At 42.3% G+C, this 13508-nt stretch carries 16 protein-coding genes; 4 read left to right on the top strand and 12 right to left on the bottom strand.

What is annotated here, in order from left to right:
- Nucleotides 1-20: 20 nt before the first annotated feature.
- The gene (gene flgH / locus WC407_RS07445) at nt 21-737 is read right to left on the bottom strand and encodes a flagellar basal body L-ring protein FlgH (protein ID WP_373021977.1); all 717 of its coding nucleotides are present in this window, start codon (nt 735-737) and stop codon (nt 21-23) included.
- Nucleotides 738-818: 81 nt separating this feature from the next.
- Between flgH and WC407_RS07450 the strand changes: the two genes are divergently transcribed.
- Nucleotides 819-1262: a GatB/YqeY domain-containing protein gene (locus tag WC407_RS07450; RefSeq protein ID WP_373021978.1), complete on the top strand. Its 444-nt coding sequence runs from the start codon at nt 819-821 to the stop codon at nt 1260-1262.
- A 6-nt stretch (nt 1263-1268) separates the two neighbouring features.
- Here WC407_RS07450 and WC407_RS07455 read toward each other — a convergent pair whose 3' ends face one another.
- The 10 genes from WC407_RS07455 to WC407_RS07500 all read right to left on the bottom strand — a co-directional run bounded on the left by WC407_RS07455 (nt 1269) and on the right by WC407_RS07500 (nt 10982).
- Nucleotides 1269-3290 (bottom strand): EAL domain-containing protein, encoded by a 2022-nt coding sequence (locus WC407_RS07455; protein ID WP_373021979.1) that lies wholly within the window; start codon nt 3288-3290, stop codon nt 1269-1271.
- Nucleotides 3291-3364: 74 nt separating this feature from the next.
- A complete protein-coding gene (locus WC407_RS07460; RefSeq protein ID WP_373021980.1) occupies nt 3365-4294 on the bottom strand; it encodes a M14 family metallopeptidase in 930 nt (309 codons plus the stop codon).
- Nucleotides 4291-5229, bottom strand: coding sequence for a M14 family metallopeptidase (locus tag WC407_RS07465; protein WP_373021981.1), 939 nt, complete (start codon nt 5227-5229; stop codon nt 4291-4293). Before WC407_RS07465 ends, WC407_RS07460 begins: the two co-directional genes overlap by 4 nt.
- 11 nt (nt 5230-5240) lie before the next feature.
- Complete coding sequence (locus WC407_RS07470) at nt 5241-5936, bottom strand: alpha-E domain-containing protein (protein ID WP_373021982.1); 696 nt, start codon at nt 5934-5936, stop codon at nt 5241-5243.
- Nucleotides 5933-7297 (bottom strand): circularly permuted type 2 ATP-grasp protein, encoded by a 1365-nt coding sequence (locus WC407_RS07475; protein WP_373021983.1) that lies wholly within the window; start codon nt 7295-7297, stop codon nt 5933-5935. Before WC407_RS07475 ends, WC407_RS07470 begins: the two co-directional genes overlap by 4 nt.
- Nucleotides 7298-7373: 76 nt before the next feature.
- A complete protein-coding gene (gene trpC / locus WC407_RS07480; protein WP_373021984.1) occupies nt 7374-8159 on the bottom strand; it encodes an indole-3-glycerol phosphate synthase TrpC in 786 nt (261 codons plus the stop codon).
- The gene (locus WC407_RS07485; protein WP_373021985.1) at nt 8159-9412 is read right to left on the bottom strand and encodes a hypothetical protein; all 1254 of its coding nucleotides are present in this window, start codon (nt 9410-9412) and stop codon (nt 8159-8161) included. The genes trpC and WC407_RS07485 overlap by 1 nt, the downstream gene beginning before the upstream one ends.
- Nucleotides 9405-9785: a YkgJ family cysteine cluster protein gene (locus tag WC407_RS07490; RefSeq protein ID WP_373021986.1), complete on the bottom strand. Its 381-nt coding sequence runs from the start codon at nt 9783-9785 to the stop codon at nt 9405-9407. Before WC407_RS07490 ends, WC407_RS07485 begins: the two co-directional genes overlap by 8 nt.
- Nucleotides 9770-10468, bottom strand: coding sequence for a tRNA1(Val) (adenine(37)-N6)-methyltransferase (locus tag WC407_RS07495; RefSeq protein ID WP_373021987.1), 699 nt, complete (start codon nt 10466-10468; stop codon nt 9770-9772). Before WC407_RS07495 ends, WC407_RS07490 begins: the two co-directional genes overlap by 16 nt.
- A gap of 127 nt (nt 10469-10595) precedes the next feature.
- The gene (locus tag WC407_RS07500; RefSeq protein WP_373021988.1) at nt 10596-10982 is read right to left on the bottom strand and encodes a type II toxin-antitoxin system PemK/MazF family toxin; all 387 of its coding nucleotides are present in this window, start codon (nt 10980-10982) and stop codon (nt 10596-10598) included.
- 319 nt (nt 10983-11301) lie between these two features.
- Here WC407_RS07500 and kdsB point away from each other — a divergent pair, with 319 nt between their 5' ends.
- Complete coding sequence (gene kdsB, locus WC407_RS07505; RefSeq protein ID WP_373021989.1) at nt 11302-12021, top strand: 3-deoxy-manno-octulosonate cytidylyltransferase; 720 nt, start codon at nt 11302-11304, stop codon at nt 12019-12021.
- A gap of 74 nt (nt 12022-12095) precedes the next feature.
- Nucleotides 12096-12437, top strand: coding sequence for a hypothetical protein (locus tag WC407_RS07510; protein ID WP_373021990.1), 342 nt, complete (start codon nt 12096-12098; stop codon nt 12435-12437).
- Nucleotides 12438-12575: 138 nt separating this feature from the next.
- Here WC407_RS07510 and rpsO read toward each other — a convergent pair whose 3' ends face one another.
- A complete protein-coding gene (gene rpsO, locus WC407_RS07515) occupies nt 12576-12851 on the bottom strand; it encodes a 30S ribosomal protein S15 (protein WP_299927893.1) in 276 nt (91 codons plus the stop codon).
- Nucleotides 12852-13103: 252 nt separating this feature from the next.
- Here rpsO and WC407_RS07520 point away from each other — a divergent pair, with 252 nt between their 5' ends.
- Entirely contained in the window at nt 13104-13508 is a 405-nt protein-coding gene (locus tag WC407_RS07520; protein WP_373021991.1) for an Rrf2 family transcriptional regulator, read from the top strand.

Raw genomic sequence — 13508 nt, forward strand, 5'->3', positions numbered from 1 at the left:
TTAAAGCATAGAAATGTGCTTTAAAACGGCCAAACGGCCTCTACAAGCTTACTTCCCCATCCTCGATTGATGGAACGGTCAACATCGCCTTGATTGGCGTACATAATTTTCGCGTCTGAAATCTTGGCAGAGTTAATTTGGTTGTTTTGATCAATATCATACGGACGAATGACTCCGCTAAGCTGCATAATCTGTTTTTGATCATCCACCATTATTTCTCGTCGTCCGGTAATAAAATAATTACCGTTTGCCATTACCTTAACGATTCGGGCAGATACCGTCGTCGTAAAAGTAGCATTTTTAGTGGCTGCCCCAGATCCTGTATAACTGGAGGTTGATCCCCCTTTAAATCCAATATTGGCCAGCCCGTTCAATTTATTTTCTGCTGAATTCACCGCAGCATTATTGCCAGTGGAGGTAAACGCACCGCCCCCTAATCCTAAAGTATCTGCTTCACTGAGGGCTTTACTCGCCTTGCTTGAACTGGTTGCCGTTTCTGAAATAACAACCGTTACAATATCATTAACGTGCATTGCTTTGTGATCGGAAAAGAGAGGACTGTCTCCTTGACCGAACAAACTTCCCCGGGAAACGAAATTGCTCTCTTCTTCTCGCGCCGGCATCTGCTCAACATACGTTGGGGGGGTAAAAGCCATTTCCGGATCTGACAACCTCGCGGTACAACCACTAAACAGCAATGACGCTGTAAGAATCGAAAAATAAAAAGGTATACGCATTTGCCATCCGGATAATTGTTTGGGGCATCTTTAAATACCCTTTAGCTATAATAAAAGCAATTATAGTTCCAAGGAATACTGATGACACTACGTGAACAAATCAACGACGATATTAAGACAGCTATGAAAGAAAAAAACGTTGCCAAACGTGATGCACTTCGACTCCTTAGCAGTGCGATGAAACAAATTGAAGTGGACGAGCGCAAAGAGCTATCCGATGAAGATATTATCAAAATTATCCAAAAACAGGTCAAGCAGCGGAATGATTCAATGGCACAATACCGTGAAGCGGGTCGTGAAGATTTATACGTTATAGAAGCGGCAGAAGCGGCGATTTTTGAAACCTATTTACCGCAGCAACTCAGTGATGAGGAACTTGAAAGTGCCCTCCGTGCTATTATCACAGAAGTGGGGGCCACCTCCATGAAAGAGATCGGTAAAGTGATGGGAACTGCATCCAAAACTCTCGGTGCACAAGCTGATGGTAAACGAATCAACGAGTGCGCTAAAAAGATTTTAGGCTAATACAGCTCAACTAAGTGCATGCGGTCTCCCATAGTGGAACCCTTGCGCATAGTCTACACCAATCTCTTTCAGTACCGCTAATGTTTCCTCATCTTCAACATATTCTGCAATCGTTTTTTTACCAAACTCTTGGGCAATTTGATTGATATGTTTGACAAAAATACGATCTTTTTCATTAACCGTAATATTTTTGACAAATTCGCCATCTATCTTAATATATTCGGTATCGAAATATTTCAGATAAACAAACGAGGAAAAACCGGATCCGAAATCATCCAGGGCAAATGAAATTCCTTTCTCTTTCATTGCTTCAATAATATCCATCAATGCCCTAACATTATGAATTGCTTCACGTTCCAGAATTTCAATCACAATCCCTGTATCCACTCCAACTTGATCGTTTTTCATCGTATGCTCTTCGATTACCGAGAGGTAATTCCCACCAAAAAGACTGTGTGTCGAGAGATTAAAAAAGAATTTTTTGTCCCACATCTTCAGATTTGCTCTATTATCAAGCCCTTTAGACAAAATAATCTGATCAATTCTGGATGCCATACCAAGACTCTCTGCGATTTCAATAAACTGTCCCGCCGCCATATAGCGTTGTCCATCACGGATACGGGCAAGTACCTCATATCCGAAAATTTCATTGGTTCGAATATTATAAATGGGCTGAACAAACGGCTCTAGACGATCTTCATCGATTGCACGGCGTAAAAATTCCCCTTTTTTCTGAATCTCAGCTGCCATATCCTGATCGCTTTGGTCGGCGCGGGATATAGTGTTTTTTCCGGCACGTTTTGCTTTATACATCGCCAAATCTGATCCGGTAAGTAAGGCCTCAATATTCTCTCCCTGCTCGGGATATTCCGCTATACCGAAACTCGCCGTAAGGGTAATCTGATCAAACATCAGTGAAATCGGCGTAGATTCCAGACGTGAACGGAGCTTCTCGACGACAGCAAAACCGCTTTCATAAGGGGTTTCAGGCAAAATAACCGCAAATTCATCGCCCCCTAATCGGGCCAATATATCGGCATTGCGCAAATTTGCACCGAAAATTTCCGTTACCTCTTTAAGAACTAAATCTCCCGATGCATGACCATAGGTATCATTGATGTATTTAAAATTGTCCAGATCGATCATGAGCATTGTGAATTTGTGATGATGCCGCATCGAACGTTTAATCTCATAGGAGAGAAACTCTTCAAACTTTCGACGGTTATAGAGCCCCGTAAGATAATCACGATCCGAAAGATGCTGAAGCTTTTCATAATAATCCTGGATCGAATCGAGCATCTTGTTAAAATAATTCTCAATATTTTTCACTTCAAGGATTCTTGTTTTAAGACTGACCCGTTTGGCCATATCATTTTTATTGATAATATCTTGGATCATTCCGATAAATTGTTTTAACGGCTGTACCAATAATGCATTCAGCCGAAAATAAAGAAGAATGAAAATAGCAATAGTAAAAACCGTAAAAAAGACTATAAAGGAGTTAATCATCATTGTAAGGGAAATTTTCAGGTTCGCAACAGGAAATCGGACATCGATAACTCCGTTTATATCTCCGATTTTGGCATTGGTATGACAGGCAAGACACTCTTGCTTGACAACAATCGGGTAGAGATAACGTATTTCATCTTCCCCCGTCAATATCTCTTCCCCCTTCATCGCTTTAGCAACCATCGGATCATGTTCCCGAATAGTTTTATCATTGATTCGATCTCCGAAGAGTGAGGCGACGATTGGGCTTCGGTAGGCATTAATGCGCATCTGCGGTTCAACATTATTCAGTCGTACAATGATTGCATCCACTTCTTGCTTACTCCACCCTTTTTCCATTGCAGAGTAAAGTGCTTCAAAGGCCATTCGGCTTGTTTTACGTGCATCAACACGGGCAAGATCATCAACAGCACGCTTTTTAATATACAATCCATATACAAAGGCTATTGACAGACTCGCTATTAATGAAAAAATAACCGTTTTAGCGATAAGTCTTCTGTACGTTGTATACGATTCCATAAAAAACATCCAATGTTATTAAATTAAATAAGTATAACATGAAATTTATAAACAATAAACATAAGAATTACTATTTAATCCGTCGATGCGATTCGAAAAGCAATCGAATTTTGAAAAATAAGAGGATGTGAATATTGACAGGTTATTACTCCATCACAAGGAGCAACGATTTTCTCGATTTTTTTGCCGCTCAATGCATCCGTAATCCGACCAAGGGTTTCCCCTTTATAAATATGGGTACCGCAGGCAACGGCTGATTCAAATATCCCGGCACATGAGGCTTTGAGGATATTTATATGTTCAGGTTCGATAATATTACTCTCATATCCGTCAAAAACCGCCAATCCAAGAATCCCCCGTTTTGCCATAAAACGGACCAGCGCTCCCTGTACTTCATCGCTCGTATTCGGGTCAATCGTACCGTTTTTTCCAAAAACAACCGACATTGCTTTAGTCCCCCACAATTGCCAATTATATTGGAGCATCACCGTTTCTATCGGGCTGTAAGGGCGATAATGGATAAAGCGCATCCCAAACTCTTTTGCCGCATCAAGATCTTCATAACCGCTTTGGATAATTTTTACATACGGCAAACACATCCCCTGATCTCGACGACCTTCGAGGATTATCCCATAATCGTACCCTTGTAATGCTTCAAACAAAACAGCTGCAATCCGCTGTGTCGTCTCCCCCTCTTTGTAGCCTGGAAACATCATATTAATATCCGTTTTGTCCAAAGGCCAAAATTTTTCTCCCATATTCAAGGCATAGGTATTAACGGCAGGAATCACTAAAATTTTTCCCGAAATTTTTCCCTCTTCTTCTTTTTGGCGAAGATATTCAACCAAATGGGAAGCAACATAAAGCTGATTAACGTTATCACCGCTCATTGCTCCCACAATGGCGATTGATGGCCCCTTTTGATCTTCTGCGAATAAAAATCCTTCTACTTTCAAAGGGGCACGATTGGGAGATTTCAGGTTTAAAATTTCAAATCGTCTCATCGGTTTTCTCCGAAAATCCGGCCAACCAAAGAACCTTCATACACAATAGGATAAGCTCTTAGGGTAAAAAGAATCCCGCCGATCGGAGCAATAATTTCATCGAGGGTTTTACCGCTGAGAGGATCGACAATATGCCCCACAACAGAACCTTCTTCGATCATTTGGCAATGCTCGATAGCCGGAACAAATAATCCCGGAGAGGTAGCATTAAGATACGCCACTTCTCCGACATGAGACTGTATCGGAAAACGGATCTTCGGAGGTTCGATAGCCAAAAAGCCCTCACTTGCCATAAGATGTAAAATTCCATCCAAAAGCTGATGCCCATAGGCTTGACCCAAGCGCATTCCCACACCCATTTCAACGACGAGAGTTTTGGTTCCAAGGGTATTCATCGCATGGGCAAAGGTGGATTCCAAAACAGTTACCGCATCATGAACCCACACGAAATCGATATTGAGCTTATTGGCTAAAGGGACAAGAACTGCTTCTTGTGATTTCGCGATACGTACTTGGGGGATTTCGCGTAGAAAAACATTGCTGGAGTGGATATCAATCGCGATTTCAGACCCCTTCATCGCATTCACGACTCCATCTGCAATTTGAGCTGGGAGAAAATCATTTTTACTTCCCGGAAAAATACGGTTTAGATCAACATCATAAAAAGGGACAGAGCGGGTAATACTATCGATTCCAAGAGAGTTTATCGCCGGATAAATATCAATCGTTGCTTTAATCTTATCCGGATTAGCACGAAGCCATTGCCCCAGTAAAAAACAGACATATTGCCCTTCCAGCTCATCTCCGTGAATTCCGCTCACGATCGAAATACGCTTCTCTGTTTTACCGCCAATGGGGGTGTAACGGCACCGTTGAATCCGAAATTGCTCCCCTACCGGTAAATCGATTGCAAAAACCTCTTCTATAATACCCACCTACTCTCCTATTACGCTTGAGATTGAGATTGTAACGACCCAAAGGGCTCTTTGTGAATAACTTTATCTACAACACCGTTCAAAAATAAAAGGAATTTCGGAATATCCGAAGTAGTCACATTGATAGGACGATACTGACGGTTCAACTGGCGCGCGATGCTGTTAATCACGTCGATATCGGCAACTACCATATCCAACTCTCCGTATAAGCGCAAAATAAGATCGAAACGCTCGATCTGCTGCCCAAAACGGATCAGCTGATAGGCTCTAGTACGATCAAGTTCCGATGAAAATATCCCCAAGATTAAACTGCAATTATCGATAATTTCTTCCAGATAGGCAGGGCTGATTGCCCGGTCATGTCCCTCACACAAGTGGTTATAGATTTTATTTAACGTAGCAAATCCCCGTTCATCCAAAAGGTGGCGAGTCTCAATTGCATTTTCTCTCGCCATCTTGATGATCGAATCGACACTCCCATAGTGAGAGCCGTAAACACCGACTCTGAGAAAATCGAGGCCACTGTTATACTCGGCTTCGATCCCTAATTTGGCAAAGAGTTTTTTACCATGTTCAAATTCTCGATCCAGTACGTAATCATAGCTTTCCAACATCTCTACGAGCAATGTCTGAGCACGCTGAACATAACGTCCAAACCAATAAAGATGCTGTGCCGTATTGATTGAAATCGGTGCACTGTTCATCATAATTCCACCACCCATGTATCTTTAAATCCGCCCCCTTGCGAGGAGTTTACGAGGTAATTACCCTCTTCCATTGCGTAGCGCGTCAACCCGCCCATACTCACGGAAATTGTATCACCATGAATGACGTATGCTCGTAAATCGGCTTTACGGGGGACGATACCCCCTTCCATCATACAGGGCAAATCGTAAAACTCAATCACTTCTTGGGCGATAAAACGACGCGGATCAGCCAAAATCAGATCAATAATCTCTTGACGTTCCTGAGGGTTGAGACGATTACCGAACAGCACCCCATACCCTCCTGCTTCGGCAACATCTTTAATAACCAGCTTATCGATATTCGCTAAAACATACTCTCGATCTTTTTCATAATAGGGCAAATAGGTCGGCGCGTTGGAGAGGATAGGTTCTTCATTCAAATAATATTTAATCATCTCAGGGACAAAATAATAGATCCCTTTATCATCGGCGACTCCATTACCTATACTGTTCATAATCGCTACGTTTCCGGCACGGTAAGCTCTTGTCAATCCCCGCACTCCGATCAAACTGTCCGGCTCAAAAGCTTCGGGATCGAGAAAATCATCATCCAGCCGTCGATAAATTGCTCCGACACGAAGATGTTCCCCATTATATGCAAGCAAAAAGACTTCATCATTCTCAACCACCAAGTCTTCTCCCAGTGCCAAGGTTGCACCGGTAATTTTGGCTAAATAGCTGTGCTCATAATAGGCCGAATTGTACCTTCCTGGGGTAAGGACAACATTCAAACCGCCCGTATTCACATAATCCATCGCCGCTTTTAACTGGTCGCCGTAATGCTTGATCTTCGATATTTTCATCGACTCAAAAAACTCCGGATAAGTATGACGAAATGCCCGACGGATTGTGAGGGGATAACTCACACCGCTTGGGACACGCAAATTATCTTCCAAGATAATCCAATTGCCGCTTACCGCATCTTTAACCAAATCAATACCGCTGATATGCGTACGAACCGCTTGGGGGGGGATAATACCCATAAACTCCGGTAAAAATCCTTTGGCTGAATCAACATATTCACGCGGAACAATTCCGTCATTCATAATTTTTTGATCGGTATAAATATCGTTCAAAAAAGCATTTAATGCTTTAACCCGCTGAATAATTCCTGCTTCCAAATGGTCAAATTCTGCTTTAGGGATAATCCGGGGAATCATATCAAAGGGGAAAGAACGCTCAATAAAATTTCCCTCTTTGAAGAGGTTAAAATTGACGGCATTGGATTCTAAGAAATCTTTAAAATCGGAGACTTTGGTCTGATCCACACTCTCAAAAATATCGTAAAATTTTTGTAATTCTGGACTTATCGGTTCGATCATGAGTACCCCTTGTCAAAATTAGGACTGACTCATCATATCCTAAACTAATCATAAGGGTTGCTTAAATAGTAGGCAATTATCCGTTTTTAAGTTTTTTAAGAGCTTCTTCCACATCGTCTTGGCGCATCAACGATTCTCCCACCAAAAAGGCATCGACTCCCGCTTTGTTTAAATCCTCTAATTGACCATGTTCATAAATACCGCTCTCGGCAACGATAATCTTGCCGTTCGGGATCAAGGGGATCAGTTCATAGCTCAAATTCATATTCATATCAAACGTTTGAAGGTTACGGTGGTTGATTCCGATGATGTCGGCACCCGCATAGATCGCCTTGGTAAGTTCGGATTTGTCGTGGATTTCAACCAATGCTTCCATCCCTAAATGGCGCGTGTAGCTAAGCAGCTCTTTGAGCTCGTCTTTGGTGAGTGCCGCCGCAATAAGGAGGACAAAATCGGCACCGTATACAAGAGCTTCAAGAAGTTGGTATTTGGAGATAATAAAATCTTTACGCAATAGCGGGATGCTCACATAACGGCGAATTTCTGCGAGGTAATCCAAATTTCCCTGAAAAAAGTGCGGTTCGGTCAAAATAGAAATCGCATTAGCACCGCCACGCTCATAACTTTGGGCAATAGCTACAGGATCAAAATCTTCACGGATGACTCCGCGCGAAGGGCTCGCTTTTTTCACTTCCGAAATGATTCTGTACGGCTCTTGGGGGGTCGAGGTCAAAAACGGGCGCACATCACGAGGTGCACGGGAATTAAAGGCAAGTGAACGCCCTAGCCACTCCATACTAAAAGCCGCTTCGCGCTCTTTTAAATCTTCTTTGGTTTTTTTGATAATGTCATCTAAAATCATCATTTCTCCTTAGTTTTACATGCTTCAATGGCTTTTAGATGCTCTTTTACTTCCTGCTCATCACTTCCGATCACCGATTCGACCTGCTTCATCAAACGCAATGCTTCTGCACACTCGCCGAGTTTATAATTTCCCCATGCAAGCGAGTCAATGTAAAAAGGGGATTCCGGCTGTTTTTTAAGAGCACGGCGAACATACTCCATCCCTTCACTGATATTCAAATCATGATCAATCATTAAATACCCGAGATAATTGAGATACAAAGGCTCTTCAATCTGCATAGTTGCTTTTTTGAGTCCATCCACGACTTTGGCTAGCATGAGAGGATCATTTCTGTTTTTCGCCCCTTCATAGGTGTATACAGCACTTTGAGCGAGAAAAAGAGGGTTATTCTCCCGTTCATATAATTTTTGAGCAAGAGCAGAGGCTTTATCAAAATTTTTCTCTTTAACATACAGCTCCAAAAGCAATGGATCATTAATTCCCGATTTTTCTAAAATGGATACGAGTTTCACATAGTTTTGGGTGTAAAGATAAATTTTGACCGCTTGTGTGGCAGCATCCGAATCGGTCGTCAAATCATACGTTTGAGCATAAATCTCTCCCGCATCCTCATACGCACCGCTATCAGCATACAAACTCCCTAATCGTTTTCCGATCAGCTTGCTATTTCCGTGTGCTCCGATATGTTCTTTTAGAAATTTAATCGCCTCATTTTTTTGTCCCAGGTTAGCATATTGAATCAAAGCCATTCGCTCTGCCGTCGCATCATCATAGGTGAGTGCGTACGCATTTCTCAATGCACTCATCCCCCCCTCATAATCATCAAGTTTCAACCGCGATTCGGCATAAAGGAGATAATCAGACGATTTTTTAGTTTTTTCACTCAATGCTGCCGCTTTTTGAGAAGCCTCGCTAAAGCTCCCCCCTTTAAGGAGTGCAATAATTTCAAAACGTTTTAATGTCTCATCCTCAGGAGATAGCGCCAACGCATCTGCCGTTGATTTTGATAACATTTTGGTATCATTGGATTGCTCCAGCATCCGCAATGATTGATAAAGATACTCTTTTTTAGACGTTTGCTTATACAGTTCGGCAAAGTATTCCGATGCTTGATGCGGTTTTTGGCGCATTTGTGCATCCAGAGCATAGAGGGTAAACGTATCTTCAAGCATAGTTTTGTTCATCATCGGATTAGGAGAGGCGAACATTACACCGCTCAACAGCAAACTGGTTAGAACTATTTTAATCATGTATTATCCCTGGACATTCAGCTTTAAGTTCATCGATACGATGGCGAAAATAATCCCAAAAGGGAAACGTTCGACACTGCAACGGACGAGCAGTGTAAATACTACACCCATTTAGTGAACGGTCAAAAAACACACAGTCATAAGAGCCGTTTACTTTCCGTTCTTTAAGCGAAAATCGAAACCCCTCTTTACGCAAGAATGTTCGACGAAACTCACCTTCATCCCTATTCAACAGCTTTGCGATGGCGGTGATCTCGGTCACAGAGACAAAAATATTGCCGCTCTCTCCGGTACAGCAATTACCACCGCATGAGGAGCATGCAGAGGGGTCAAATGCGTAGCTGAAACCTTCTTGTGTCATATAATCGGACATTTAATACTGTGCGCCTTTGCTTTATCGTAAATCGCCTGCACCGCAGGGGTATAACTCTCTTCCGAAAACGTGATTAACGGAGGAAGAACATTCAGCATCGCTTTGCTGTTTTTTTTCAGATGGAGCATCACCAGTGTACTGGGACGATCCTCTTTAGAATGGACGAATTGTACCTCAACGACTCTTAATCCTGCACGTTCACACGCAGTGCAAAGCTGGACAAATTGACGTGCATCGTAACAGATCGCCGCCTCGCCGTTGGATCTGAGTAGTTTAGCAATTTTGCTCATAAACGGCTCAATCGGTAAGTGAACATTGTAACGGGCCTGATGGAGTATCGGATTTTCGGAACGTGAAACATTTTCATGATAAAACGGAGGGTTGGAGACGATCCAGTCATAGCTTCCATGATTTCCGAGTTCTAAAAAATCCCCCTCATGCAGTGTGTACTCGATACCGTTGATCGTAGCATTGCGACGGGCAAATTCGGCATACAACGGCTGTTTCTCGACCGCTTCGAGTATCACTTCCGGAAAATCGCGTCCTACCAATAGTCCTACGATTCCGCTCCCCGCACCGACATCGAGCATTTTTCCCTTCGGGGCAAAACGGGAGATGAATCCGTACAGCAATATCGAATCGCTGTTGTAACAATAGCCTCCGTCAGGTTGATAAAGGAGCATTTAGTACATTACCTTTTCTATCATATTTTCTAAATATTTACCACTCTTTACTTTTAAACCCTTTTGGGGTAAAATTCTTCCATAATTACCTTCGGGATGCCTCTTGGTTCTGCCAAGGGGAGAAAATCTACACATTTAACAGCTCTCTTACTCGTATTTTTAGCTTCTCAAAATCATTTTTATTCATCATGCCGATTTTATTTTCCAACCGTTTTACATCGAATAATCTACCTTGAACGACCAACGCATTACTCTTTACACCTGAGAGTTCAAACTCAAAAAAGAAATTACCCTCTTTTAGTTGCGTTGATAACGGGATGCCGAAAAACATATTTCTCGAAAATCTTTTTACGATGACAACAGGGCGTGAAAAAATCTCACCTTTTCCGTTTTGTTCATATCCGATATTTTCACCGATACTCACCCAAAAAACATCCCGTTCTTTGAAGATAATAGACTTTTCATGAGTATCTATTTCTTTTTTAACTTCATTCCATTCATTAAATTTTTTCATTTTTTTCCTCTATCTCGTTGAGAAAGATTGTTGTGACAGTGTCACAATAATCGTATGCGTATATAGCATGTGTCATATCGTGCATTGCCGAACGAGATTTATTCTTTCCCTAAAAAATGTTATAATCTTCCTTGAAATTCCCTTGTAAGCCTTCATACTTGAGATGCAGCCAAGGGTATTGAAACTCATTAAAATTCTTTCATTACTTCATCAATTAGCTGTAAATAGTTGTTATTTTAGCCAAAAAACTCAAATACCCCAATCTTTCACCCTTTGGGATATAATTGCTTAATTATATCACTTCATATCAGGTTTAACTATGATTATCATCCCTGCCCGTCTCGCCTCAACCCGCTTTCCCGAAAAAGTTTTAGCCGATATCGGCGGTTTGCCGATGGTGATCCGTACTGCCAAACGGGTCGCATCCATCGACCGTGTCGTCGTCGCGTGTGACGATGAAAAAATCCTCGAAATTTGTGCCGCTCACGGTGTCGAAGCCCGCCTCACCTCTACGACCCACAAAAGCGGAACCGACCGTATCAATGAGTGCGCCCAGATCATCGATGTACCGAATGATGAACTCATCATCAACGTCCAAGCAGACGAACCGTTTATCGAAACGGAAGTGCTTGAACTCCTGATCGAGCGACTTAACGCCCTCAAAGCGCTAAACGCTCCATTCATCATGGGAAGCTGTTACAACGCGATCAATACCGAATCGGCACAAGATCCGAATCTCGTAAAAGTGATCACCGATGCGGATCACAATGCCATCTATTTCTCCCGCTCTCCGATCCCGTTTAACCGCAGCGGGGAAGCGAACTATTTCGGACATATCGGGATTTACGGATTTACGAAAAAGTCTCTGCACAATTTTTGCGCACTAGGCGAAGCACCGCTGGAGGACATCGAAAAACTCGAACAGCTCCGCGCCCTCTACCACGGCAAAAAAATCTCGATGGTAAAAGTGGCGAGCGCAGGATTCGGTATCGATACAGTGGAAGATTTGGAACGGGCAAAGAAAATTTTCGGATTTTGATATAAAGGTTTTTCACTGCTATACTGTTGCTACACTTAAAGCGTAAAATTATCAAAACGAATAAAGGAGTAGAAATGTCACTCATAGAACTGTTTACCGATTATGTCCTAAACCGCAAAAGCCTAAAAGAATATGTAGAGCTTCGTAAAACGATCCACGAGCGTGGCGAGTTTAATGATGCGAAACTGATCCAAGCCGAAGAGAACCTGCAACGTCTTAAACAAGAAGAACCCGCAATTTATGAGGGAATGTACGATACCTTGGCAAAAATTTACACAAAAAATGCCGGCCTTTCCATCGAATACCCACTCGATTTCATCCGACAAATTCTAAAAATGTACAAAAACTCACTCACACCTGCGCAAGTGTACGAAGAATACAAACGGGTATTAGAACATTATCATCATGATGTGTGATCGGTTAAACATAGAAGTTAGCGGAAGATAAAAGAATATTTTATGTAAGAAAATCTGCCTCGCAAGAGGCAAGTTCAGTGCCATAGCGGCTAGCGAAGCCAAAGGAATGTATTCCTTTGGCGTTCTAAATGAAGTGATTTAGATATTGTCGCGGATTCCAAGATCAGCAACAAGTTTGTTGTAGCTTTCGCGGTTTGTGCGTTTCAAATAACGCATCAAACGACGACGTTGACCAACAAGTTTCAAAAGACCAAGACGTGATGAGTGGTCTTTTTTGAAGATTTTAAGGTGGTCTGTAAGACCTGCAATACGAGTAGAAAGAAGAGCGATTTGCACTTCACTTGAACCGGTATCACCTTCAGTTCTTTGGTATTGTTTAATAATTTGCGCTTTGTTAGCCGTATCTAAAGCCATAATAGCCTCCTGATGGGTAGTTAAATTTTACATGAAAAACATTTTTCTCAAGCAAGGTCGGAATTATAGCAAAAAAACTCCCCTTTTGCAGTCAAAACTATCTCTAATAATTTTTAGCTATAATTGCCTAGATAAAGAAAGTACAAAACGATATTTTCTGCCTCTGAATGAGGCAAGCTTCAGTGCCTTAGCGGCTTAGCGTAGCCAAAGGGATTTTATTCCTTTGGTATTCAAAAATAATAAAGGATGCCGATGCTGATGACAAAAGCGAGTGAATACGCACTATTATCGCTGATCGTCTTGGCAAAAGCGGGGCATGCGATGGATGCGGATACCCTTTCCCGCGAACTCGACATCTCCAAAAGTTTTTTGGCAAAAATTCTCCAGTCGTTAGCACGCAAGGGAATTTTAAACTCCTACAAAGGGGTAAACGGCGGATTTGAACTGGCACGCAAAAGTTCTGAGATCACCGTACTCGAAGTGATGGAAGCGGCGGAAGGAAAAAGTCCTGCCGTCTTTAATTGCTCTCCGTCCCAAGAAGATTGCCCTTCCAATAAAGCACCGACCTGCGGCCTATGGCCGTTTCTGAATCGACTCCAAGGGAAAGTCGACGCCTTTTTGGGAATCCTCACCCTCGAAGCTATTTTAGAAGAGTAA

The sequence above is a fragment of the Sulfuricurvum sp. genome (assembly GCF_041651515.1).
GTDB lineage: Bacteria > Campylobacterota > Campylobacteria > Campylobacterales > Sulfurimonadaceae > Sulfuricurvum.